Source organism: Streptomyces sp. NPDC001393 (assembly GCF_053597455.1).
In genome coordinates this window covers 134,071-158,343 of sequence record NZ_JBSFIH010000011.1, presented here as the reverse complement: position 1 = coordinate 158,343, position 24,273 = coordinate 134,071, and the positions used below count along the sequence as shown (strand labels likewise).

Below are 24,273 nucleotides of genomic sequence, written 5' to 3'. Positions count from 1 at the left end.
GGATCGCCCCGGTTCGTCACCGGGTGCCGGCAGCGGAGAGAATGGGACACCCGCACCGGGCGAGGTGGTGGCGATGCCCGCTTGGCATCTGCGCGACTATCACGACGACGATCTTGACCAGGCCATACAGATCTGGGACCAGAGCCGCCGGGTCGACGAGGACCGGGTGTTTCCCGTCTCGGAGGTGATGGCCGCGGCCAAGGCCGGCCAGACGGCCGTCGTCGCCGTGGTCGGCGACGAACTGGTGGGTATGGCCGTGGCGCAGGTCCATGGCAAGCGGGGCTGGATCCTTCTGGTGGCGCTCGCCTCCCGATGGCGCGAGCGCGGGATCGGCAGTGCTCTTCTCGCCGAAGTGGAACGGCGCCTGCGCGCACTGGGCGTGCGGCACATCAGCGCGCTGCTGCCCGCCGGTGCCGCCGGGACGAAGGCACTGGAGAACTCCGGCTACCGGTTCCGCGACGACCTGACCTATTACGAGAAACTCGAGCCTCCGGGAACCGCCAACGCCGACGTCCTCGCCGCGCTGGGCGGCCGTGTGCTTCCCGAGGGACTCTGGGACACCATGGCCGGCATGGAGCGCGAGAAGGAGGTGATCGAGCGCCGCGTCGTGCTCCCGCTGACCGAGCCGGCCCTGGCGGACCGCTACGGTGTCACCCCGCCCAAGGCGATCATCCTGTTCGGCCCGCCCGGCACCGGCAAGACCAGTTTCGCCAAGGCGGTGGCCTCGCGGCTCGGCTGGCCCTTCGTGGAACTCTTCCCGTCCCGGCTCGCGGCCGACACCAGTGAGGGCCTGGCCGCCGCGCTGCGCGAAACCTTCGCGGACCTGGCGGAACTGGACTCGGTGCTGCTCTTCATCGACGAAGTCGAGGAGATCGCGGGGGTGCGTTCCGGAAAGGCCGTCGATCCGGGCCACGGCGTGACCAACGAGCTGCTCAAACTCATCCCGGTCTTCCGCGAGCTCGACTCGCGGTTGCTGGCCTGTGCCACCAATTCGGTGCGCTCGCTCGACGCGGCCTTCCTGCGGCCGGGCCGGTTCGACTACGTCATTCCCGTCGGCCCGCCGGACCCGACCGCCCGCGCGGCGATCTGGCACCGCTATCTCCGTGCGGCCGCGGCCTCGGTCGACCTCGACCAACTGGTCGGGGCCAGCGAGCTGTTCACCCCGGCCGACATCGAATTCGCCGCCCGCAAGGGAGCGCAGGCGGCGTTCGAACGGGAACTCACCCAACGCCAGGGACGGCCGGCCACCACCGAGGACTACATGACCGCCATCGCCGACACACGGCCGACGCTCACCGCGCGGGCCATCGAGGAGTTCACCGAGGACATCGACACGTACAGCCGGCTCTGAGCCACGACGGCGCCCGGTGAGCGGCTGTCCGTCAGGGGAGGAGGACAGCGGGGTCAGCTGTCGTCGCGCAGGCCCCATGGGGAGCCGTACTCCGTGAGCAGGTCCAGGAAGGGGCGCGGGGGCAGGGCTTCCGGACCGAGCACGCCCTTGCCGGACCAGGCGCCGGTGGACAGCAGTTCGAGGGCGACGACCGGGTTGACCGCCGTCTGCCAGACGACGGCCTGCGAGCCGTACTCGCGCATCGACCACTGGTTGTCGACCACGTGGTACAGGTACACCTCACGCGGCGCCCCGTCCTTGCTGCCCTTGACCCAGGTGCCGGCGCACGTCTTGCCCGTCATCCGCTCCCCCAGGCCGGCCGGGTCGGGCAGGCACGCGGCGACCACGTCCCGCGGCGAGACCTGTACGGGGCCGTCGTGCCCGGGAACGCTCACCAAGGCCGTCGAGTCCAGGCCCAGTTCGTGGAGGGTCTTCAGCTTGGCGATGAAGTCGTCGCCGAGCCCGTACTTGAAGGTGACACGACGGGCATCCACCCAGCGCGGTATCAGCAGCACCTCTTCGTGCTCGACGTTGACGCACTCCACCGGACCTATGCCCTCGGGGAAGTCGAAGGCCTCGGGCTCGCTGAACGGAACGGTGGTGAACCAGCCGCGGCCCTCCTCATACACGACCGGGGGGTTGAGGCATTCCTCGATGGTCGTCCAGATGCTGAAGGACGGCGCGAAGCCGTGGCCCTCGACCGTCAGGTTGGCGCCGTCCCGGACACCGATCTCCTCGATGTCGTCGAAGAGTTCGTCGGCCGCGTACCGGGCGAAGACATCGGACAGGCCGGGCTCCACGCCCATTCCCACCAGTGCCAGCCGTCCGGCCTCCTCCCAACTCCGGGCCAGCGCGAACTGTTCGTCGCCGAGCTTGACACCGCACTCCTCGTAGGGGCGCGAGCCGTGCGGCGCGGACAGCGACATCGCCATGTCCAGGTAGTGTGCGCCCGCCTCCAGGGCGGCCTGGAACAGCGGCATCACGAACCGGGGGTCGGTGGCGTTGAGCAGCACCTCGCACCGCTCCTCCACGAGCATCCGGCGGACCGCGTCCCGGTCCGAGGCGTCCAGCCGCCGCGCGCTGTAGCGGGCGCCCTGCGCCCCGAGCGCCGCGACCGCGGCCTCGGCGCGGGCGAGGTCGTAGTCGGCGACGACCATGTGGGCGAGGAAGTCGCGACGGGCGGCGATCCGGGTGACGGCCGTTCCCACGCCGCCCGCACCCACCAGAAGTACGCGCATGTCACACACCTTTCTCCCGGGAGGCGAGCGCCTCCGGACGGGGTCGATGCAACGCGACGCCGGGAGATAAGGTCAACCCCGTTGGCATAAGGGTGGAGCAGGCGGCACGGCGCCGGTGACGGAAGGACGACCGACATGGCGAAGCAGGTGGTGCCGGAGGCGGCACGTCAGCGGCGGCGGCCCACGCGCGGCGGCACCGTGCTGTCGGAGGAGATCATCGTCCACACCGCCCTGCGTGTCCTGAGGGAGCACGGCAGCACCGGGCTGACGGCACGCCGTCTCGGCGCGGCGCTCGGCGCCGATCCCAGCACCCTGTACCGCTACTTCGCCGGGATGGACGACCTGGCCTGGGCCATCGGGGACGAGCTCATGGGCAGGGCTCTCGACAGCTGGACGGCCACTGGGGACTGGCGCACGGACCTGCGCGCGCTGGGCCGGGCCATCCACGCCTCCTACCTCGCCCACCCCCAGGCCGCCGTCCTCACCGCCAGCCGGGTCACCGGAAGGCCTCGCGAGATCGCCGTGGACGAGACCATCCTCGGCATCCTGCGCGGCACGGGGCTGCCCGACCCCGTGGCGGTGCGCGTCTACCACGCGTTCATCGACCAGAGTCTCGCCTTCGCCGCGCTCGACGCCGGCTCCCTCGCGCTGGCGGACGAGGCTCGTGCGGGCGACGAGGAGATGTGGCACTCCACCTATGCCCGCCTGCCCGCCGAGTCGCATCCGAACATCGCCGCGACGGCACACCTGCTCGCCCGGTACATGCCGCACAGCGCCTATCCGGCCGCCCTGGAGATACTCCTGGAACACACCGCCGCGCAGTTGCCCCCACCGGGGGCATGACGTGTGCGGCTCCGCCGGCGTGCCGTGCCGTCGTTGAGCGGAGTGGGCGGGCCGGGACCAGCCGGGTCAAGGAGCCGGCTCGGGCAGGGTGTCCGGCAGGCCGAGCGCGGCAGAGACATGGCGCCAGATGGACCTGAGGGCGGTGTCCTGGGTGACAGTGGGATCCCGCAGCATGAGGCGGATGCCGTAGCCGTCGCTCAGGGAGAGGACGAGCGTGCACAGGTCGTCCACGTCCGTCGGGGCGAACTCTCCGGAGGCGATGCCACGCCGTACGGCGCCGGCCACCCAGGCGTGCAGTTGCGCGTACAGGTCCACGGCATAGGCCCGGGTGGCCTCGTCGCGCAGCGCGCGGACCCACAGTTCCTGCCACAGTCGCCAGTCCTGGTGCAGTTCGGGATCGGTCGGGAGCAGGTTGCGCACGATGCGGGCCAGGGTGACCGCAGGCGGCGCCGTCTCCGCGTCCCGGTCCACGTCGACGGCCGTGTTGGCGAAGGAGTGGGTCATCGCCTCGGTGAACAGCTTCTCGCGCGTGTCGAAGTGGTAGTGCAGCAGGGCCGTGGACACGCCGGCCCGCTCGGCGACCATGCGCATCCGGATCTTCTCGAAACCGATCTCGGCGATCGCCTCGCACGCCGCGGTCAGGATGCGCTCGCGCGTGTCTGCCGTGCGCACCTTCGTCGACACCCTGCCGCTCCCCTCGTTCGGTGGTCGTACGCCGTGGCCATTCTCCCTCACCATGGCCTCACCCCGGTGGTGCCGTCTCACGCTGTGGCTGTTCGTCGTACCGGTGGAAGCCCCGCCCGGACTTCCGCCCCAGCAGTCCGGCCTCCACCATCCGGGACAGCAGCGGGGGCGGCGCGTACTGCGGCTCGCGGAACTCGGCGTACAGCGACTCCGCGATGGCCCGCGTGGTGTCCAGGCCGATGAGGTCCGTCAGGGCCAGCGGACCGAGCGGGTGCGCGCAGCCGAGGACCATGCCGCGGTCGATGTCCTCGACGCTCGCGGTGCCCGATTCCGCCATGCGGACGGCGGCCAGCAGGTACGGGACGAGGAGTGCGTTGACGACGAAGCCCGCGCGGTCCTGGGTGCGTACGACCTCCTTGCCCAGCCGGCCCGTCACGAAGGTCTCGGCCCGTGCCACGGTGTCGGCCGAGGTGAGCAGGGACGGCACGAGTTCGACCAGCCGCAGGACCGGTACGGGGTTGAAGAAGTGCACGCCGACGACGTGCTCGGGGCGGCCGGTCGCGGCGGCGAGCCGGATGACCGGGATGGCGGAGGTGTTCGTCGCGAGGACGGTGTCGGCGCCCGTGACCGCGGCGTCGAGGCGGGCGAAGACGTCGGCCTTGAGGCGCTCGTCCTCCGCCACGGCCTCGATCACCAGGTCGCGGTCGTGCAGCGCCTCGATCTGGTCGACCACGGTGATCCGGGCGGCGGTGGCCTCGCGCCGTTGGGCGGTGAGCCTGCCGCGCGCGGCGGCCCGGTCGAGCGAGCGGGTGATGCGCAGGCGGCCGGCACGGGCCGACTGCGCGTCGCGTTCCACCACGGTGACCGGCAGGCCGGCCCGCGCACAGACCTCGGCGATGCCCAAGCCCATCAGTCCGCAGCCGACGACTCCGATGCGTTCGATGCCGGTCATCCGGGCCTCCTTTCGATCCGTTGTCGGGTGTGATGTCAGGCGGCGGGCAGGTCCAGGACCCCCGGGCCGCGCTTGATCAGCTCGCCCGCGATGATCAGCCGCTGGATCTCGGAGGTGCCCTCCCAGATCCGGTCGACCCGCAGCTCGCGGTAGAGCCGTTCGACGGCGTAGGTACGGTCGTAGCCCCGGCCGCCGTGGATCTGCAGGCACCGGTCGATCACCCGGCCGGCGGCCTCGCTCGCCGCGAGCTTGGCGATGGCCGCCTTGGCGTGCAGCGTCTTGCGGTCGGCGGCCGCGGCCTGGTCGACCTCCCAGGCGACCTGGTGGGTGTAGGCGCGGTTGACCGCGATGTCCACGGCGCAGTCCGCGAGCATGCCCTGGATCAGCTGGTACGAGGCGATCGGCGCCCCGAACTGCTCGCGCTCCACGGCCCAGTCACGGGACAGTTCCAGGGCGCGTTCGGCGGCGCCGGTGGTGCGCGCCGCGATCATCAACCGCTCCTCGGTGAACCACGAGCGCGTGATGTCGTATCCCTCGCCGATGCCGCCGAGCACCGCGTCCTCGCCGACCTGGACGTCGGTGAAGGTGAACTCGGGGTGCTCGTAGACGAAGGTGTGCATGAAGCGGGGCACGCGCGTCATCTCGATGCCGGGGGTGTCCTTGTCGACGAGGAACAGCGTCGGGGCGCGCTCCGGTCCCGCCGCGGCGAGCACGATCATGAAGTCGGCGTGGTCGCCGACCGTCACGAACCACTTCTCGCCGTTGAGCACCCAGCCCTGGTCGTTCTTGGTCGCCGTGGTGGCGAGGTTCTGCGGGTCGGAGCCCGCGCCGGGCTCGGTGACGGCGTAGCAGTCGCGCCGCTCACCCCTGATCACCGGGACGAGGAAGCGCTCGCGCTGCTCCGGGGTGCAGAAGCGGAGGGCGTTGGCGGGTCGCCACACCATGTCCCACAGGGCGCCGGTGAGGCGTCCCAACTCCTCCTGCACGGTGACCTGTTCGGCAATGGTGAGTCCGGCGCCGCCCCATTCGGCCGGCATGTTGACGGCCTGGAGGCCGGAGTCGAGCACCGCGTCACGGATCTTGGCGTGTATGTCGGCGGGCAGGCCGTTGTTCTCCTCGCACTGGATCTCATGGGCGGCGATGACGTCGGTCAGGGCGCGTGCGGCGGCCTTGAGCTGTGCCTGGCGGGGGGTGAGACGGAAGTCCATGGAGGTCCTCACGGTTCGCTGACGAAGGGGGCGGATTCAGGGGGTGGGCAGGGCCAGGGCGCGGGTGCCGCGCTTGATCAGCTCGTTGGCGATGATCAGCCGCTGGATCTCGGAGGTGCCCTCCCAGATCCGGTCGACCCGCAGCTCCCGGTACATGCGCTCGACGGGGTAGGTGCGGTCGTAGCCGCGGCCGCCGAAGATCTGCAAACAGCGGTCGGCGACCCGGCCGGCGGCCTCACTGGCGGCGAGCTTGGCGGTGGAGGCCTTGGCGTGCAGCGTCTTGCGGTCGGTGTCCGGCTGGTCGGCCTCCCAGGCGACCTGGTGGGTGTAGGCACGGTTCACGGCGATGTCCACGGCGCAGTCCGCGAGCATGCCCTGGATCAGCTGGTACGAGGCGATCGGCGCCCCGAACTGCTCCCGTTCCACGGCCCAGTCACGGGCGAGTTGGAGGGCGCGCTCGGCCGCGCCGACGGTGCGGGCGGCGATCATCAGGCGTTCGTCGGTGAACCATTCCTTGGTCAGCTCGTAGCCGTTGCCGACGCCGCCGAGCACGTCCTCGTCGGCCACGAAGACGTCGGTGAAGGTGAACTCGGGATGCCCGTTGACCGCGGAGTGCATGAAGTGCGGCACACGGGTCATCTCGACGCCGGGCGCGGCCTTGTCGACGAAGAAGAGAGTGGGCAGCCGCTCGGGGCCGGCGTCCGCCTGCACCAGCAGGAAGTCGGCGATGTCGCCGCAGGTGACGAACCACTTCTCCCCGTTGAGCAGCCAGCCGCCGTCGGTGCGGGTGGCCGTGGAGGTGCCGGAGGAGGGGTCGGATCCCGCGCCCGGCTCGGTGACGGCGAACGCGTCGAACTTCTCTCCGCGGATCACGGGCAGCAGATACTTCTCGCGCTGCCGCTCGTCGCCGTACGCGAGGACGTTGGCGGGGCGCCAGGGGATGTCCCAGAGGCAGTTGGTGACCTTGCCGAACTCCTCCTCCACGATGACCTGGTCGAGCAGGCCGAGGCCGGCTCCGCCCCATTCGGCGGGCATGTTGATGGCGTAGACACCGGCGTCCATGGCGGCCCGGGTCAGTTCGGTGACGAGCGGCTGCGGCAGGGGGCCGCCCGCCCGCTCGGACTGGTCCTCGTAGCGCATCAGCAGACGCGCGTAGTCGGCGGCGCGGCGCTTGAGGTCTGCCTGCTCGGGGGTGTAGCGCATGTCCATGGGGGCCTCTTCGAATCGGGTCGCAAGGGGGGTGGGTCAGGCGAGTACGGCGCGGGAGTCGAGGGCGAGGACCCCGTGCGGGCGGACGAGCAGCGGGTTGACCTCGATCTCGGCGATCTCGGGGTGGGCGGCGGCGAACGCCGTGATCGTCTCGACGGCCGCCGCGGCCGCGGCGATGTCGACGGGGGGCCTGCCGCGCACTCCGTCGAGCAGGGCGGCGGTGCGCAGTCCGCGCAGCAGGCGCAGGGCGCCGCCGTCGGCGGGCACGGGGGCCAGCGCGAAGGCGACGTCGCGCAGGGCCTCGGCCAGCACTCCGCCCAGCCCCACCATGGCGACCGGGCCGAAGCGGGGGTCCCGGCGGACGCCGATGATCAGCTCCACGCCGTCCGTCGTCTCCGCCATGGCTTCCACGGAGTACGAGGAGGCGCCGAGCCGTGCGTCCATGTCGCGGAAGGCGGCGAGCAGTTCACCGGGGCCGGCCAGGCCCAGCGCCACACCTCCCGCGTCGGACTTGTGCAGGAGATGGAGGGCCTTGAGGACGTAGGGGCCGGTGAACTCCCCGGCGGCGGCGAGCAGTTCGGTCTCGTCGTGGACCTCGCGGGCGGTGGGGAAGGGCAGTCCGGCCGCTTCCAGGGCTCTGCGGGTCTGCAGGTAGCCGCCGTCGTGCAGGGGTGGCGCGGCGGGGGGCAGGGGCGGCAGGCCGGTGCGTGGTGCGCCGGGTGCCGTGGCGGCGAGGGCGCGGGCGGCGTCCTCGGTGGCGGCGAAGACCGGGATGCCGGCTGCGGCGAGGGTGCGGCAGCTGGGCGACTCGGGATACATCGACTGCACGACCAGGGGTTTCGCGGTGGCCCGGTGCCGGGCCGCGATGAGGCGCGCGGCCTGCTGTTCCCCGTCCGCGAGTGCCGTACCCCCTCCCCCGAGCCCGCCGTCGGTGGCCGCGTAGCCGCCGAAGTAGCCGGTCATCAGGACGGCGTCGGCCTCCTCGGCCGCCAGCAACGCGGAGACCGTCTGCGCGTACGAGCCCGGGTTCTGCTCGCCCATCCCGGCGAGGTCGACCGGGTTGGCGACGGCGGACTGTTCCCACAGGGCCTCCCGGAGGCGTTGCCGGGTCGGCTCGTGGAGTTCGGGCACGGTCAGCCCGGCAGCCTCGGCTGCGTCGGCGGCGACGACCCCGTGGCCGCCGCCGTCCGTCAGCACGGCGACCCGGCGGCCGGCCGCGCGTCGTCCGCCGTTCAACGCGGCCAGTACGACGGCCAGTTCGCGGGGTGTGGCGACCAGTTCCACTCCGGCGTCCCGGCACGCCGCGGTCACCACGTCGGCCGGGGTGGTCAGGGCCCCGGTGTGCGACTGGGCACTGCGTGCGGAGGCGTCGCCGCGCCCGCCCGTGAGCAGCACCACGGGTTTGTCCGCGGCGGACGCCGCCTCGGCGAAGGCGCGTCCGTCGGCGAAGTCCTCCGCGTAGACCGCGATGGCCTGGGTGCCCTCGTGCCGGGCGCAGTCGGCGAGCAGGTCGACCAGAGTGACGTCGGCCTGGTTGCCCAGGGACACGAAGCGGGAGAAGCCGAGGCCGTGCGGTTGGAGGCGGAGCTGGAGCTCCAGGGCGAGGTTGCCGCTCTGGCTGAGCAGGGCGACACCGCCGGGGGTGAAGGTGTCGGAGGCCAGGAAGAGGTCGGTGGTGTTGTCCGTCAGCCCGAGGCAGTTGGGCCCGACGAGCACGGCCCCTGCGGCGCGCACCCGTTCGGCGACGGCCTGCTGGCGGGTGCGCCCCGCGTCGCCGGTCTCCGCGAAGCCGGCGCTGATCGCGACGATCGCCCGGGCCCCGCACCGCAGGGCCTCGTCGACGGCGGCCTCGAAGCCGTCGGCGGGCACGGAGATCACCGCCAGATCGACGGGTTCGCCGATCGCGCCGAGGCTGGGCGCGGCGGGCCGGCCGAGTACCGTGCCACCGCGGCGGTTGACCAGGTGGACGGGGCGGCGGCCGGGCGCGCGGAGGGCCTGGGCGGCGATGGCGTGGCCGTACTTGGCCGGGTCGTCGCTGGCTCCCACGACGGCGACGGAGACGGGGTCGAAGAGGGCCGTCAGGTCGCGTCCCATCTCACTTCACCAGCTTCAGGGCGGAGTTGGGGCAGACGGCTGCGGCGGCCTGGGCGGCACCCTCGGCGGCGGGCGGCACGTTCTGCTCCCGCACCCGCGCGTAACCCCAGTCGTCGAGGTCGATCAGTTCGGGGGCGGGTTCCCGGCAGAGGCCGTAACCCTGGCAGCGGGTGGAGTCCAGCAGGAGTTTCATGGTGCGGTCCTTTCGGTGCACGGGGGTTCGGTGGGCGCGGAGGGCGCGGAGATCGGGGAGGGCGGGGTCAGGGCACCGGCACCGTGAAGCGGCCGCCGTCGTCGGATCGCTCGGCCTCGCACGCGGGGCAGGCGGCGCGGCGGTGTGCGGCGATCCGGTCCGGGAAGTGGACGAGGAGGGTGGCGACGATGCGGGCGGCGGCGTCGAGCAGCCCGCAGGCCCCCCGGCCCGGCAGTTGCCCCGACCAGCGGCGCAGCCGGTCGCACGCGTCGTCGTCCGTCTCACCGCGCCCGACCGCCGTGAGGGTGCCGGCCAGCGCCCCGGTTCCGGAGACGCAGACCCCGCACTGCCGGGCGCTCTGTGCGGCGAGGTAGGCGGTGGCCTCGGCGGCCACGGCGACGGGGCAGTCACCGGGGTGCAGGAAGTGCAGCGCGCCGCAGCCGAGCGCGACGCCGGCCGCCGTCATCCGGTCGCGGTCGAGCGGCAGGTCCGTCCAGCGCGAGCCGTACAGCCCGCCGAACAGGCCGCCCAGGAGCACCGCCTCGGCCGTGCCGTGCCCGCACAGGTCGGCCGGAAGCTTCAGGTGCGTGCCGGCGGGCACCTCGACCAGCGCGGCGGCGGTACCGGCTCCGCCCGAGACGGTCACCAGGTGGGCACCGGCGACGGCGGCGGCCACGTCGGGGCACGCGTGCAGCACCGCGATGCGAGCCAGCGTCTCCACGTTGGCGACCAGGGTGGGTGCGCCGCCTACCCCCTTCTCGAAGGGGCGCGGGGGCTTCGGCGTGGGCAGGGCGGGGCCGCCGTCGATGCGCCGGACGACCGCCGTCTCCTCCCCCGCCACGTACGCGGGCTGCGTCCGTACGACGTCGACGCGCAGGCCCGTGCGACGCTCGGCGAGCGCCCGGCGGACGGCCCGCTCGGAGGGAGCGTCGGAGAGGTAGACGAAGCCGCGTTCCGCGCCCGTCATGGCCGCGGCGAGCCGCAGTCCGTCCAGGACCAGGTGCGGCCGGTGGCGCAGCAGCCATCGGTCCTTGACCGAGCCGGGCTCGCCCTCCTCGCCGTTGGCGACGACGACGGGCCGGCCGGGTGCGTCGCGGACGGCGCGCAGCTTGACGGCGGCGGGGAAGCCGGCGCCTCCGCGGCCACGGAGCCCGACGTCGGCGATCCAGTCGAGCAGCCGGCCGGGTGCGGGCACCGGCGCGTATCCGCCCACGGCGAGGTACCGGGGTAGGTCCTCGGTGTCGCCGTACGGCTCCGCACCGGACAGCGGGGACAGGAGCAGGCCGAGCTGTCCTTGAGGAAGGAGGGAGAAGACGCCGGTCATACGGTGCTCCTGGGCTCAAAGGGGCCGGAGGGGCCAAGGGCGGTGGAGGAGCCGCAGCGGCCGGAGAGGGTGGGGGGACGGCGGGCTCTCAGGTGGGCCAGGGCCCGCTCCAGGTCCCGCCGTTGGGTGGCGGTGCCGACGTAGCCCGGGCCGGACAGGCCGATCAGCATGCGGTGGTGGTCGAGGAGGACCTGGCCGGCCAGCAGGGCCGGTCCGGGGTCGGCGGTCGAGGGCCGGTCCGCGGCCTCGACGACCAGGTCGGCGACCTCGCGGAGGTAGCGCAGCCAGCCGCGCTGCGTGCCGCGCAGCACCAGGCGCTCGATCCGCCGCCGCTCGGCCGTGATCAGGGCCGACGGCGGTGGACCGGCCGACGGCGCCCGCAGGGCGGCCACCGCTGCGGGCAGCTCCTGCTCGGGCTCCGGCGTGAGGCCGAGCCATTGCAGACTTCGGCGAGCGCTCATACGTGCCTCCGGGGCCACCCGGTTCCGGCAGGGCCGGGAAAGCGGGGCGGCGTGGCGTTGGCTGGGAAGGGGAGATCCTCCGGCGCCCGGACGATCGAGGGCGGGGAGCTGTGCTCAGTGCCCGTGGCCGGGCGCGGGGACGGTGACGTCCGAACCGGTGCGAGGGGCGCGGAAGGGAACGGGACCTCCCTGACCGTCCGCCTGCGACCGAGACTAACTAACTAATTAGTCAGCCCACAAGTCTTGACTTGCTCGCGCACCATCCCCACTCTGACTAACCAATCAGTCAGCCGAAAGGACGGCAGGTCCGGCGCGGGAAACCGCTGCCGGCCCCGCCGTGCCAGGCCGGCCCGGCCTCACCGCCCATCGCCGCCGCCGCGGCGCGGAGGAGGACTCCCATGAACGCCTCGACCACGCGGGCAGCCGCCGAACGCCCCGCCTCGCCGGGGCCGCCGCCCCCCGACCACCCCGGGGACGCGCTGCCCGCCCGCTTCTACACGGATCCGGCCATCGCCGCCGCCGAGACCGACCGCGTCTTCGCCAGGTCCTGGCAGCTGGTCTGCCACGAGTCCGACCTGCCCGGCCCGGGCGCCCGGCTGACCGCGACCGCCGCCGGCCGTGAGGTGCTGGTCGTCCGGACCGAGGACGGCGGTCTCGCCGCCCACCTCAACGTCTGCCGGCACCGCGGCACCCGCCTGGTCACCGGGCCCGAGCCCGCCGGAAAGGCGATCCGCTGCCCGTACCACGGCTGGACCTACAAGCTGGACGGACGGCTCGTCGGCGCCCCCGAGGCGCGCCGCATCCCCTGCCTGGACAAGCCCCGGCTCGGCCTGCACCCGGTGAACGTGGAGTCGTTCCTGGGCTTCGTCTTCGTCAACCTCGACATGGAGGCGACCCCGCTCACCGAGAGCTGTGCCGGGCTCGCCGAGGCGGTCGGCCGCTATGCCGGGCCCGACCTGGTCCCCGTCGGCAGGCACCGCATCCACGACCTGGCGGGCGGCGAGGAGCAGAACGCCAACTGGAAGGTGATCGTCGACAACTACCTGGAGGGATACCACGTTCCCGTCGCCCACCCGGCGCTCATGCGGCTGCTGGACTACCAGGCGTACACGGTGGACGTACGGGAGAACTACGTCCTGTTCGAGTCTCCGCTGCGCGACAAGCCCTCCTCGAACTGGACGGAGCGGCTCTACCAGCGGCTGGCGACCCCCATGCCGGGCCTGACCGAGGCCGACCGGCGGGTGTGGCGGTACGCCGTGATCTATCCGAACACGCTGATCGACTTCTACCCTGACCACGTGCTCGCGTGGACCGCCCTGCCCACCGCCCAGGACCGGGCGGCGATCCCCGGCGCCTTCTACACGAAACACGGGGAGGGGATCCGCACCCGGCTGGCCCGCCGGCTGAACATCCACATCGGCTGGGTCACCAACGACGAGGACGCCGAGCTGGTGGAGCGCGTGCAGGCCGGCCTGGCCACGCCGGGTTTCGAGCCCGGTCCGCTCTCTCAGCGCGAGGCCGCCGTCGGCTGGTTCGCCCGCCGGGTCCGGGACGACCTGGAGGGGGACGGGCGGTGACGTCCTCCCGCATCGCGTACGCCGTACGCCTCCAAAGCGGCTTACCCCTCCCCCGCTGACGCACGCTCGCACCCTCCCCAGACCGGTCTTTCCTGCGGAGTCAGGGCCTCCGTGAGCCGACCAGCCGGTCCAGCCCTGGAGTTGTGCCGTTCCTCGACGAAAGAGGACGTTCCGTGTCTCCCGAGGTACTTCCACCGACCCGACGCGGCGTGCTGCGGGCAGGAGCCTGTGGCCTGCTCGGCGCCGCGGTCGGCGGCTGCGGATTCATGCCCGCGAAAACACCCAGCGCCCAGCAGCTCGCCCCGGTCAAGGCGCGTGTCGACGGCGATCTCGTCTACTTCAACTGGGCCGACTACGTCGACCCGTCCGTGTTCAAGGGCTTCGAGAAGGAGTACGGCGTCAAGGTCATCCAGTCGAACTTCGACTCGATGGAAGGCATGGTCGCCAAGCTCAACGCGGGCAATCGCTACGACGTCGTCTTCCCCTCCGCCAAGTGGGCCCAGCGTCTGGTCCGGGCCGGCCGGCTGCGCCGTATCGACCACTCCCAGCTGACGAACTCCCAGGCGATATTCGGCACGTACAGCTACTTCGCCGATCCCTGGTACGACCCCGGCTCCGCCCACACCGTCCCCTTCACCGCGTACAAGACCGGCATCGGCTGGCGCCGCGACAGGATCGGCGAACTGAGCGGTTCCTGGCGGGACTTGTGGAGCGACAAGGTCAGGGGCAAGGTCTTCCTGCTGGACGACCGGGACGAGGTGCTCGGCATGGGCGCCCTCGAACTCGGCCTGGGCGTCAGCACCGGCGATCGCCATGACCTCGACCGCATCACGTCCCTGCTGGGCACCCTGCGACCCCGGTTGCGCGGCTTCTCCAGCGACAGCTACAACAACCTGCTCAACGGCAACGCGCTCATGACGCAGGCCTGGAGCGGCGACATGGCCGCCATGCTCAACCAGGCCAAGGATCCCTCGGTGTTCGGCTTCGAGGCCCCCAAGGAGGGCACGCCGATCAACTCCGACTGCTACGCCATCCCCTGGAACGCCCCCCATCCCGGCACCGCGATGCTGTTCATCGACTACATGCTGCGGCCGGAGAACGTGAAGAAGAACATCGAGTACATCGGCTACCCGATGCCGGTGGCCGGCACCGAGAAGACGTACGCCGAACTGGTCAAGCCCTTCCCCGCATGCATGGTCACCGAGGACGACCTGAAGGCGGACCTGTTCTTCCGCAACGGCAGCCGCGCGGCGGAGGATGCCCGCGACACCGCCTGGACCCATGTGAAGGCGGGCTGACATGGCACTGCTCCGCTCCTCCTCGCGCGCCCAGCGAGGCGATGCCGACGGCAACCGTATGTGGACCTGGTTCATGCTGCCGGGCACCGTGTGGATGACCGGGTTCCTGATCGCCTCGCTCGTTCTCGTCGCCGTCCTCGCCGTGGGCACCACCGACGACCTCGGCAACCCGCGCTTCGGCTTCGACCTGTCCGGCGTCCGCGCTCTCGCCGACCCCGCCTACACGCAGGTCATGGTCCGTTCCCTGGGCTACGCCGTGCTGACCTGCCTGATCTGCCTGGTCATCGCCTACCCGGTGGCGTACACCATCGCCCTGCACGGCGGGCGGTACAAGCACGCGCTGATCGCGGCGATCGTGGTGCCGTTCTTCGCGAACTACCTGGTCCGCATGTACGGCTGGTCGGTGGTCCTCTCCGACGGCGGACCCGTGCTGCGCGCCCTGCGCGCGGTGGGACTCGCCGACGGGAACACGAAGATCCTCAACACGAGCGCCGGTGTGATCGCCGGACTCGTCTACGGCTTCGTCGTCTTCATGATCATCCCGTTGTACGCGGCCCTGGAGCGGCTCGACGTCTCGCTCATCGAGGCCGGCCGCGACCTGTACGGCGGCCCGGTCCGCACCTTCTTCTTCGTCACCCTGCCCGCCACCCGGCAGGGCGCGGCGGCCGGGCTCGTCCTGGTGTTCCTGCCCGCCATGGGCGACTTCGTCAGCGCACAGCTCATGGGAGGCCCGGACCAGATCATGATCGGCAACCTCATCCAGGACAAGTTCTTCCAGGGCCAGAACTGGCCGCTGGGCTCAGCGCTCACCATGCTGCTGATGCTGGTGCTGCTGTTCGGGATGTTCGGCTACCTGCGGCGCACCCGCAAGGACGAGGCGGAGGCCCGCCGATGACCACCCTGCCCCGCACCCCGTCCGCAGTCGCCCCCGCCAGGCCGGCCGGCCGCACCCGCTCGCGCACCCGACGCGGCCACGCCGAGCGCAGGCCGCGGATCCTCGTCACCGTCACCGCGCTGTTCTTCGCACTGCTCTACCTGCCCATCGCCGTCGTCGCCCTGTTCTCCTTCAACTCCAAGAAGTCGCTGACCGTCTTCGGCGGGTTCAGCCTGCGCTGGTACCGCGCCTTCGGCCACGACGACGTCCTGATCTCCTCCTTGAGCACCAGCCTGCGCATCTCGCTGGTGGCTATGGCCGGTTCGGTCGTCCTCGGCGTGGCGCTCGCCCTCGGCCTGGTGCGCTGCCGCACCCGGCTCGGCTCACTGGCCGGACTGATCATGCTGGTGCCGCTGATCACCCCGGAGATCGTCACCGGGGTCGCGTCGATGCTGCTGTTCAAGGGCCTGGGCATAGCGCTGTCCACCAGCACGGTGATGCTCGCCGAGATCACCTTCTCCATCTCCTACGTCACCGTCATCCTCCGCTCCCGGGTCGCCGCGCTGAACCCGGAGGTGGAGGAGGCGGCCATGGACCTCGGTGCCACCCGCTGGCAGGCGGTGCGCCTGGTCACCCTGCCCGCGCTGCTGCCCGCCGTCCTGGCCAGCTCCGTACTGATCTTCGCGCTCGTCTTCGACGACTTCGTCCTGGCCTACTTCACCACCGGTGTCGACCCGCAGCCGCTGTCGGTCCGGATCTACTCGGCGATCCGCTTCGGCGTGCAGCCCACCATCAACGCCGTCGGCACGCTGATGCTCGCGGGCTCCATCGTCCTGATCGCCCTGGCCCTTTTCATCCCGCGCCTCTTCGGCCGCCGCGGCGGCCTCGACATCCTCTCCGGAGAGTGACCCATGGACGCGACCGACACGACCCCGGCCGTCCGGCTCGACGGCATCTCCAAGCAGTTCGCGGACTCTTACGCCGTCCACCGCCTCGATCTGGACATCGAGGCCGGCCAGTTCTTCTCGCTGCTGGGCCCCTCCGGCTGCGGCAAGACGACCACGCTGCGCATGATCGGCGGGTTCAGTGATCCCACCGAGGGCTCGGTGCTGCTCGCCGGCGAGGACGTCACCGCGCTGCCGCCGAATCTGCGCAACGTCAACACGGTCTTCCAGAGTTACGCGCTGTTCGACCACCTCGGCGTCGCCGACAACATCGCCTTCGGCCTCAAACGCAAGGGGGTCGACAAGGCGGAGATACGCCGGCGCGTCGGGGAGATGCTGGAGCTGGTCCAGCTCACCGGGCTCGCCGGCCGCAAGCCCCGGACGCTCTCCGGTGGCCAGCGCCAGCGCGTCGCCCTGGCCCGCGCGCTGGTCAACCGTCCGGCCGTGCTGCTCCTGGACGAGCCGCTGGCGGCCCTGGACCTGAAGCTGCGCCGGCAGATGCAGGTGGAGCTGAAGCAGATCCAGCGCGAGGTCGGCATCACGTTCGTCTTCGTCACCCACGACCAGGACGAGGCGCTGACCATGTCCGACCGGATCGCGGTGCTGAACGAGGGGCGCATCGAGCAGTGCGGCACCCCCGAGGACGTCTACGAGCACCCCGCCAGCCGGTTCGTGGCCTCCTTCATGGGCACGTCCAACCTGATGACCGGCACCTACCGCGGCGGTGAGGTCGCCCTCGACCAGGGCCCCGCCCTGCCCGTCGGGCCCCGGACCGGCATCGTGGACGGCAGTGCCGTCAGCGTGTCCGTGCGTCCCGAGAAGATCTGGCTGTCCGACTTCGAACCGGGCATGTCGATCCTGTCCGGGGTGATTCGCGAGACGGTCTACAGCGGCCCGACGACCACCTACCTCATCGAACTCGCCCCGGGCGTCACGCTGTCCGTGCTGGAGCAGAACACGGCGCGCGCCCGCATGGAGGACCGCTGGAGCGGCGGCGAGACCGTGGAGTTCGGCTGGCGCCCCGAACACTGCCTGGTCCTGGCCTGATCCACTGCATGACCGGATGACGAAAGCGAATGCGATGCATCACGACGTGATCGTGCTCGGCGCGGGTCTCGCCGGACTCGCCGCCGCCCGGGACCTGGCGACCGCCGGCACCGACGTGCTCGTCCTGGAGGCCCGGGACCGCGTCGGCGGCCGGGTCGAGCAGACCCGTACGCCCGACGGCCGTACCGTCCAACTGGGCGGCGAGGTGGTCGGCCGTGCCCACACCGCCTACCTCGAACTCGCCGCGGAACTCGGCCTGGAGCTGGTTCCCAGCTATGTCGCCGAACCCGGCCGTATCACCCGTGCCACGCCCGAGGGCCGGTCGGCCGGCGACCCGCCCCACTGGTTCGGGCCCGGCGACGCGGCCCAGCACGAGAAGCTCGGCGGGGAGTTCAGCGCTCTCGCCGCCACGGTCGACCCCGACGACCCCTGGTCGCATCCGCAGGCCGCGGCCCTGGACCGGCTGTCCGTGGCCGCCTGGCTGCGCTCCCGCCACGCCACGCCCGCGGTGACACGGCTGTGGGAGATCGGCCAGCTGGGCCTGGCGGGAGGCTCGTACGAGCGGATCTCGCTGCTGGCCGCGCTGCGCAAGAGCGCCGCGGTGCCCGGCACGGGCGACTACGACTACGCCGACTGGGAGGGACTGCGGCTGGCGGCGGGGTCGGCCACGCTCGCCGAGGTCATGGGCCGGGAGCTCGGCCCGCGCATCCGCCTCGGCTCGCCCGTCGCCGCGGTCGGCGTACGCCCCGACCGCTGCACCGTACGCCTGGTCACCGGGGAGGTCCTCACCTCGGCGGCCGTCGTGAGCGCCCTGCCGGTGGGTCCGCTGAGGTCGGTCACGGTGACCGGGGTGAGCGACGCCCGGCTGGCCTGCCTGCACCGGCAACGCAACGCCGTGGCGGCGAAGTTCGCGGCCGTATACAACCGTCCCTTCTGGCGCGCCGACGGACTGAACGGCCTGTCCGAGAGCGAGGGTGTCCTCGGCAGCACCTGGCCGCAGAACGAGGGTGTGCTCTCGGCGCTGGTCCCGCCCGAGCGCTACGGCGTCCTGCTGGGCACCCCGCCGCAGATGCGCGCCCCCGAACTGCTCGCCGAGATCGCCGCCCTGTTCGGCGACGAGGCGCTGACGCCGACCGCCTGCCACCTTCGGCTGTGGGGCACCGACCCATGGACGCAGGGCTACGTCACCCAGTGGCCGCCCGGCGAGGTGATGGCCGTCGGTCCCCTGCACGGCACGCACGAACCGCCGTTCTACGTCTGCGGTTCCGACCAGTGGGTCGCCGGATACATGGAGGGCGCCGTACGCACCGGTCGCGCCGCCGCCGAGGAGGCACTGCGCCGTGGCTGACACCCCCGAGCTCACGACGGTGCTGAACCACATAGGCGGCAAGGACGTGCCCGCCGCATCCGGAGCCACCCTCCAGCTCATCGACCCCGCCACCGGGCTCCCCCACGGACTGGCGCCGCTCTGCGGCCCCGAGGACGTGGACACCGCCTGCCGGGCCGCGCAGGACGCCTTCGAAGGCTGGTCCGGCACGACGCCGGCGCAGCGGCAGACCGCACTGCTGCGGATCGCCGACGCTCTGGAGCGGCAGGCCGACGCGCTGGCGTGCGCCGAGGTGGCCGACACGGGCAAGCCGCGCGCCCGGTTCGTGACGGACGAAGTGCCCGCGATCGTGGACGTCCTGCGGTTCTTCGCCGGAGCCGCGCGGAACCTGCCGGGTGCCGTGGCCGCCGAGTACACCCCGGGCCGCACCTCCCTCCTGCGCCGCGAGCCGGTCGGCGTGTGCGCCCAGATCACCCCGTGGAACTATCCGCTGATGATGGCCGTGTGGAAGGTCGCCCCCGCCCTCGCCGCCGGCAACACCGTCGTGCTGAAGCCGTCCGACACGACTCCGTCCTCCGCCGTGCTGCTGGCCCGGCTGGCCGCCGAACACCTCCCGCCGGGCGTGCTCAACGTCGTGTGCGGCGACCGGGACACCGGACGCTCGCTCGTCGCCCACCCGTACGTCCGGCTGGTGGCCGTCACCGGCAGCGTCCGCGCCGGGCAGCAGATCGCCGCGGCGGCGGCCGCCGACCTCAAGCGGCTGCACCTGGAACTCGGCGGAAACGCACCCGTACTGGTTCACGAGGACGCCGATCTCGACGACGCGGTCGAGCAGTTGTCGTCGCTCGCCTTCTACAACGCGGGCCAGGACTGCACGGCCGCCACCAGGATCCTCGTCCACCGCCGGATCCACGACACCTTCCTGGCCGCGTTCGCCGAGCGGGCCGCACGGCTGCTGCCCGGAGCCCCCCACGAGGCGCACGCCGACTTCGGCCCCCTTGTCAGTATGGCCCAACTCGGCTCCGTGACCGGCCTGTTGGACCGCCTCCCGGATCACTGTGAGATCGTCACCGGCGGCACGCCCCTGGGCCGCCCCGGCTTCTTCCACCCCGCCACGGTGATCGCCGGGGCTCGCCAGGAGGACGAGATCGTGCAGAGCGAGGTGTTCGGCCCGGTCGTCACCGTCCAGCCGTTCGCCGAGGAGTCCGAAGCGCTCCGGATGGCGAACGCCGTACCCCAGGGGCTGGCGGCGAGCGTCTGGACGCGCGACCACGACCGCGCCATGCGCGCCTGCCGCGAGCTGCGCACCGGCATCGTCTGGGTCAACACCCACGGCACCACGGTCTCGGAGATGCCGCACGGCGGAGTGCGCCACTCCGGCTACGGCAGCGACCTCTCCCTCACCGGCCTGCTGGAGTACACCCAGGCCAAGCACGTCATGCTGTGACGGGCGCGTTCCACTGCGGCGGCATGGGCCGACCGGCCCATCGCACCAGGGCCGGACGGCTCCCCCCAGCGGGGACCGCTCGCCCCTGTCGGTCCCCGGCCGGGAGGCTGACGCTCCAGGTGAGGCGTGACTGGAGGTGCCCCATGGACAGCGAGAACCGACGGGGGCATGGAAACAGGGAGCTGAAGGTGTCTGTGGTCCGCCTCGACGGCTGGACGGTCGCCCGCCTGACGGGCGAGATCGACATCTTCACCGCGCCGGGACTGAGCAGGCATCTGGCGGTGCTCGTGGCCGACCACGGCCGAATGCCCCGACTGATCATCGATCTCGGCGCCGTCACCTTCTGCGACGCGCACGGGCTGGGTGCGCTCATCGGAGCCCACCACACGGCGGCCCGGCGCGGGGGCACGATGCGCGTGGTCGTCCCCGAGGGGAGCATGCGCAGGCTGCTGCGCCTCGCAAGGCCGACGCATGACCTCGAGGTGCACAGGACGCTGAGCGACGCGGTCACGCTCGGCACACTGTGAGGAAGCCATGACGGACCAGGCTCTTGAGGCAACCATCGGGCTGTGCCGCCTCACGCCGGGCCCCGGCACGGACAGGCCGCGGAGGAAGGGCTGCGTGCAGGACCGCGATGTCCAGGCACATGCCCTCATCGACGGGTTCTTCGCCCAGGGCCTGTCCCTCGCCGGGGAGGCCGTCGACCATTGGCGCGCGGGCGGAGAGCTCGACCGGACCACGGTCAGCCAGATCCGCGTCTGGATGGCCAACCGCACCCTCGCGGCCTTCGCCCCGGGCGGATCCGACGCGCTGCGGACCCGCCTCGTCGCCGAGCGCACGGCACTCGAGCGGTGCCTGACCGACCGCGGTTTCGTCCGCCCGGCGTGACGTGGGCGGCCCGGGCCGCGCGGGCTCACGCCCGGCCGTTTTCGAGAACCCGCTTGAGGGCGGCCAGCTCGGTGTCCACCAGATCGGTCTGTTCCTTGAAGAAGGCCTCGGTGAAGGACGGCGGCCGGTGGAACGTGATCATGAACTCGGCGCCGTCGCCGTTGGGGATCACACGGGCCGGCACGCTCCAGGAGGCGACCTCGTCGACGTAGTCGTGGTCGAGGATGCCGAACTCGGCATGGGCCCGCAGACGCAGCCTGGCCGGTCCCACCGGGGTGGACATCAGCCACCAGTCGGGATCGTCCGTGGGCTCGATGGACCGCACGTTGACCACGGCCCACTCGGGCCAGTTCGCGGGGTCGGCGAGGAAGGCGAAGACCTCCTCACAGGGGCGGTCGATGCTGACGGTCTTGGTGATCGAGGGATGGGTGCTCATCGTGCGCTTCCTTCAGGGAGTGTGGTGCGGCGCCGCAGGGTGGGCCGCGCCCACGAGGCTGCGGATCCACTCCTCCAGCTGTCGGCGCTGAGCGGCGTCGAGCGAGCCGAAGTAGTGGGCGTCATTGCGGTCGGCGATCCCGGCCAGTACCGGCACGAGGGCCCGGCCTGCGTCGGTCAGCACGAGCCGGACCGTGCGCCGGGACGCGGGGTCCGGCTCGCGGCGGACCAGGTCCTTGGCCACGAGGCGGTCCACCAGGCGGGAGACGGCTCCGGGATCGATGTCCATGTGCGCGGCCACGGCCTTGGTCGTGTCGTGCCCATGGAAGACGCTGATCATCACGCCCCACTGGGAGACGGTGACGTCATGCCGGCCGAGCTCGGCCTCGAACCGGCTGTGCACCTCGTCGGAGAGACGGCGGAGCCAGTATCCGAGGTGGTCGTGGAGTCCACTGGTGTTGCTCACCCGTCCAGCATCGTTGTCACGACAACTCTTGTCAAGGCAATCGAGTGCTGTGTTCGCTCAGGAGCGGGCTCGGGCGATGAGCAGCGCCACGTCGTCCTCTCCACCGGGCGAGCGCAGAATGTCCAGGATGCGGTCGCAGGCGTCGTCCAGATCGTGGCCACGTGACGCGGTGAGAGCGTCGAGAAGGGTGTCCAGGCGGGCGTCGATCGGTTCGCTTCGCGTTTCGACCAGGCCGTCGGTGTAGAGGACCAGCTCGTCGCCGGGGCGGAAGGCGATGGTGGTGGTCTCGAAGGGCACCCCGCCGACGCCCAGCGGCGCGCCGGTGGGGAGGTCGAGCAGCTGCGCCGCGTGGCCGAGTCTCATCAGGGCCGGGGGCAGGTGACCGGCAAGGCTGATCTCGCACTGGCCCCGGTGAGGGTCGTAGACGCAGTAGATGCAGGTGGTGATGGCCTGCTCGACACCTTCGGTCAGGTGATCGAGGTGGCTCAGGGCCTCGGCGGGGGCGAGGGCGAGTTCGGCGAAGGCCCGGGCGGCGCTGCGGAGTTGACCCATGGTGGCGGCGGCCTTGATGCCGCTGCCCATGACGTCCCCGACGACCAGGGCGGTTCTGTCCCCCTGCAGCGGCATGGCGTCGTACCAGTCGCCGCCGATCTCGCTCGTGACGCCGGCGGGCTGGTAGCGGCAGGCGACCTCCAGGCCGGCCAGGTGCGACGGGGGCTCGGGGAGCAGGCTGCGCTGGAGGGTGAGGGCCGCATGACGCTGGGCCTGGTAGCCGCGGGCGTTGTCGATGCAGACCGCGGCCCGAGCGGCCAGCTCGCACGCGAGGAAGGCGTCGTCGTCATCGAACGGTGCGGGGTTCAGGGTGCGTTTGAGGTCGAGAGCGCCGAGGACCTGGCCCCGGGCCATCAGCGGTACGGCCAGGTAGGAGTGCACCCCGGCCGCCTCGAGGAGGGAGGCGGCCTCGCCGTGGCAGGCGATGCGCTCCAGGTCCCCGCGGGTGGTGCGGGGCACCAGTATCGGTTGGCAGGTGCGCACGCACTGGGTGATCAGGCGGTCGCTGTCGTAGGGGGCGACGCCTCCTGGCGGGGCGGCCGCGCGGACCGCCTCGGTGGAGTGGGCCGCGCTGACGGCGAGGGCGTGGAAGAGGGCCGGGCCCTCACCGGGGGCGGTCCGGCCGTCGAGGGCGCTTTCGAGTATGTCCACGGCGGCCACATCGGCCAGGACCGGTACGACGATCTCGGCGAGCTCGCGCGCCGTCGTCTCCAGATCGAGGGTGGTGCCCACGGAGGCGGAAGCCCTGGCGATCAATGCCAGGCGTTGCCGGGCCTGTGCCGCCTCGAGAGCGGATCGATGACGCTCGGTGACGTCGATGACGGAGTAGGCCAGGCCCAGCACCCGCCCACCGGAATCCTCCAGCCGGTAGTACGAGACGGACCAGGCGTGCTCGTGGTCCGGATCGGCGGGGGGACGACAGACGATGTCCCGGTCCACGACCGACTCGCCCGTCTCCAGGACGCGGCGCAGACGTGCCTCGGGGTCCGTGTCCAGGTAGGTCAGGATCTCGCCGACCGGCCGGCCCAGGCGGTCGGCGGCGGACTGACCGGTGATGCGTTCGAGGGCAGGGTTGACGGCCACGTAGCGCAGGTCCGGATCCAGAATGGCGAGCCCGACCGGGGACTGGGACACCAGGCGCATGGCCAGGGCGGCATCTCGCTCGACCCGCTCCACTGCGGCCTGGTCCGCGGCAAGGCCCAGCGCATAGGTGTCGCCGAGGTCGTCCAGCAACCGCATGTTGCGGAACTCCACCAAGCGGGTGCTGCCGTCCTTGTGGCGGATCGGGAAGGCTCCGGCCCAGTCGGTGCCGGACTCCATGACCTCGGCAAAGAGCTTGATCACCTCGTCCCGGTGCTCCTCGTGGACCGTCAGCGGCGCCGCGTACTGCCCCAGCGCTTCCGATGCGGTGTAGCCGAACAGCTCCTCGGCCTTCGCACTCCAGAAGACCACCCGGCCCTGCGCATCCAGCACCACCGCGGCGACGCTGAGCAGATCGAGCAGGCCACTGGGCGGCGCGGCGAAGCCTGCCGCCGACCACTCGTCGCGAGCTCCGGAGGAGTCCGTCGTGCCCATGCCTCGTTTCCCTCCCGCTCGGCGCCTCGGCTCGTGCCGTACCGGCGGGCGTGCTGCCTCCATCCATGGTCGTCCCAGACGAGGCAGGACACACCTGGACGGGCCGCCGCAGGGTGCTGCACGGCTTCGGCCACCGGCCCCCGTCCGCCCGGGCCGGAGGCGTCACGCCCGCTCCCCGCGGCCACGGTCCACGCCCGCCTGCCCGCCGGAGACCGGTACGGAAGGACTTCCCTCTGCGTGGGCATGG

23 protein-coding genes are annotated in these 24,273 nt (G+C 71.9%); 11 read left to right on the top strand and 12 right to left on the bottom strand.

The window, feature by feature from the left end:
• Positions 1-64 precede the first annotated feature (64 nt).
• Positions 65-1,351: an ATP-binding protein gene (locus ACWC2T_RS15560; protein WP_450670892.1), complete on the top strand. Its 1,287-nt coding sequence runs from the start codon at positions 65-67 to the stop codon at positions 1,349-1,351.
• 53 nt (positions 1,352-1,404) lie between these two features.
• Here the strand turns inward: ACWC2T_RS15560 and ACWC2T_RS15555 are convergent, their stop codons facing one another.
• Complete coding sequence (locus ACWC2T_RS15555) at positions 1,405-2,628, bottom strand: saccharopine dehydrogenase family protein (protein WP_450670891.1); 1,224 nt, start codon at positions 2,626-2,628, stop codon at positions 1,405-1,407.
• Between the two features lie 135 nt (positions 2,629-2,763).
• On the opposite strand from ACWC2T_RS15555, the gene ACWC2T_RS15550 reads away from it, so the two are divergent.
• Entirely contained in the window at positions 2,764-3,471 is a 708-nt protein-coding gene (locus ACWC2T_RS15550; protein WP_450670890.1) for a TetR/AcrR family transcriptional regulator, read from the top strand.
• 66 nt (positions 3,472-3,537) lie between these two features.
• Here the strand turns inward: ACWC2T_RS15550 and ACWC2T_RS15545 are convergent, their stop codons facing one another.
• The 8 genes from ACWC2T_RS15545 to ACWC2T_RS15510 form a co-directional block, all read right to left on the bottom strand.
• The gene (locus ACWC2T_RS15545; protein WP_450670889.1) at positions 3,538-4,155 is read right to left on the bottom strand and encodes a TetR/AcrR family transcriptional regulator; all 618 of its coding nucleotides are present in this window, start codon (positions 4,153-4,155) and stop codon (positions 3,538-3,540) included.
• Positions 4,156-4,213: 58 nt separating this feature from the next.
• Positions 4,214-5,107 (bottom strand): 3-hydroxybutyryl-CoA dehydrogenase, encoded by an 894-nt coding sequence (locus ACWC2T_RS15540; protein ID WP_450670888.1) that lies wholly within the window; start codon positions 5,105-5,107, stop codon positions 4,214-4,216.
• A 35-nt stretch (positions 5,108-5,142) separates the two neighbouring features.
• Positions 5,143-6,315, bottom strand: coding sequence for an acyl-CoA dehydrogenase family protein (locus tag ACWC2T_RS15535; protein ID WP_450670887.1), 1,173 nt, complete (start codon positions 6,313-6,315; stop codon positions 5,143-5,145).
• Between the two features lie 36 nt (positions 6,316-6,351).
• On the bottom strand, positions 6,352-7,524 hold the full coding sequence (locus ACWC2T_RS15530) for an acyl-CoA dehydrogenase family protein (RefSeq protein WP_450670886.1): 1,173 nt from the start codon (positions 7,522-7,524) through the stop codon (positions 6,352-6,354).
• A gap of 36 nt (positions 7,525-7,560) precedes the next feature.
• Entirely contained in the window at positions 7,561-9,618 is a 2,058-nt protein-coding gene (locus tag ACWC2T_RS15525) for an acetate--CoA ligase family protein (protein WP_450670885.1), read from the bottom strand.
• A 1-nt stretch (position 9,619) separates the two neighbouring features.
• The gene (locus tag ACWC2T_RS15520) at positions 9,620-9,811 is read right to left on the bottom strand and encodes a ferredoxin (RefSeq protein WP_450670884.1); all 192 of its coding nucleotides are present in this window, start codon (positions 9,809-9,811) and stop codon (positions 9,620-9,622) included.
• Between the two features lie 67 nt (positions 9,812-9,878).
• Positions 9,879-11,135 (bottom strand): NADH-ubiquinone oxidoreductase-F iron-sulfur binding region domain-containing protein, encoded by a 1,257-nt coding sequence (locus tag ACWC2T_RS15515; RefSeq protein WP_450670883.1) that lies wholly within the window; start codon positions 11,133-11,135, stop codon positions 9,879-9,881.
• Entirely contained in the window at positions 11,132-11,596 is a 465-nt protein-coding gene (locus ACWC2T_RS15510) for a hypothetical protein (RefSeq protein WP_450670882.1), read from the bottom strand. Before ACWC2T_RS15510 ends, ACWC2T_RS15515 begins: the two co-directional genes overlap by 4 nt.
• A gap of 398 nt (positions 11,597-11,994) precedes the next feature.
• Here ACWC2T_RS15510 and ACWC2T_RS15505 point away from each other — a divergent pair, with 398 nt between their 5' ends.
• The 9 genes from ACWC2T_RS15505 (at position 11,995) to ACWC2T_RS15465 (ending at position 20,998) form a co-directional block, all read left to right on the top strand.
• Entirely contained in the window at positions 11,995-13,173 is a 1,179-nt protein-coding gene (locus ACWC2T_RS15505) for an aromatic ring-hydroxylating oxygenase subunit alpha (protein WP_450670881.1), read from the top strand.
• Positions 13,174-13,346: 173 nt separating this feature from the next.
• Positions 13,347-14,471: a polyamine ABC transporter substrate-binding protein gene (locus tag ACWC2T_RS15500; protein ID WP_450670880.1), complete on the top strand. Its 1,125-nt coding sequence runs from the start codon at positions 13,347-13,349 to the stop codon at positions 14,469-14,471.
• 1 nt (position 14,472) lies between these two features.
• Positions 14,473-15,366, top strand: coding sequence for an ABC transporter permease (locus tag ACWC2T_RS15495; RefSeq protein ID WP_450670879.1), 894 nt, complete (start codon positions 14,473-14,475; stop codon positions 15,364-15,366).
• The gene (locus ACWC2T_RS15490) at positions 15,363-16,253 is read left to right on the top strand and encodes an ABC transporter permease (protein WP_450670878.1); all 891 of its coding nucleotides are present in this window, start codon (positions 15,363-15,365) and stop codon (positions 16,251-16,253) included. Before ACWC2T_RS15495 ends, ACWC2T_RS15490 begins: the two co-directional genes overlap by 4 nt.
• Positions 16,254-16,256: 3 nt before the next feature.
• Positions 16,257-17,336, top strand: a complete 1,080-nt coding sequence (locus tag ACWC2T_RS15485; RefSeq protein WP_450670877.1) for an ABC transporter ATP-binding protein — start codon at positions 16,257-16,259, stop codon at positions 17,334-17,336.
• Positions 17,337-17,352: 16 nt separating this feature from the next.
• On the top strand, positions 17,353-18,684 hold the full coding sequence (locus ACWC2T_RS15480) for a flavin monoamine oxidase family protein (protein ID WP_450670876.1): 1,332 nt from the start codon (positions 17,353-17,355) through the stop codon (positions 18,682-18,684).
• Positions 18,677-20,110, top strand: coding sequence for an aminobutyraldehyde dehydrogenase (locus tag ACWC2T_RS15475; RefSeq protein ID WP_450670875.1), 1,434 nt, complete (start codon positions 18,677-18,679; stop codon positions 20,108-20,110). Before ACWC2T_RS15480 ends, ACWC2T_RS15475 begins: the two co-directional genes overlap by 8 nt.
• 188 nt (positions 20,111-20,298) lie before the next feature.
• Complete coding sequence (locus ACWC2T_RS15470; protein ID WP_450670874.1) at positions 20,299-20,637, top strand: STAS domain-containing protein; 339 nt, start codon at positions 20,299-20,301, stop codon at positions 20,635-20,637.
• A gap of 94 nt (positions 20,638-20,731) precedes the next feature.
• Positions 20,732-20,998: a hypothetical protein gene (locus ACWC2T_RS15465; RefSeq protein ID WP_450670873.1), complete on the top strand. Its 267-nt coding sequence runs from the start codon at positions 20,732-20,734 to the stop codon at positions 20,996-20,998.
• 25 nt (positions 20,999-21,023) lie between these two features.
• Here the strand turns inward: ACWC2T_RS15465 and ACWC2T_RS15460 are convergent, their stop codons facing one another.
• From ACWC2T_RS15460 to ACWC2T_RS15450, 3 genes are read right to left on the bottom strand one after another with little or no spacing between them, the layout of a single operon-like run.
• Positions 21,024-21,434, bottom strand: a complete 411-nt coding sequence (locus tag ACWC2T_RS15460; protein WP_450670872.1) for an SRPBCC family protein — start codon at positions 21,432-21,434, stop codon at positions 21,024-21,026.
• Positions 21,435-21,446: 12 nt separating this feature from the next.
• Positions 21,447-21,899, bottom strand: coding sequence for a MarR family winged helix-turn-helix transcriptional regulator (locus ACWC2T_RS15455; RefSeq protein WP_450670871.1), 453 nt, complete (start codon positions 21,897-21,899; stop codon positions 21,447-21,449).
• A 57-nt stretch (positions 21,900-21,956) separates the two neighbouring features.
• Complete coding sequence (locus ACWC2T_RS15450; protein ID WP_450670870.1) at positions 21,957-24,026, bottom strand: SpoIIE family protein phosphatase; 2,070 nt, start codon at positions 24,024-24,026, stop codon at positions 21,957-21,959.
• Positions 24,027-24,273 lie beyond the last annotated feature (247 nt).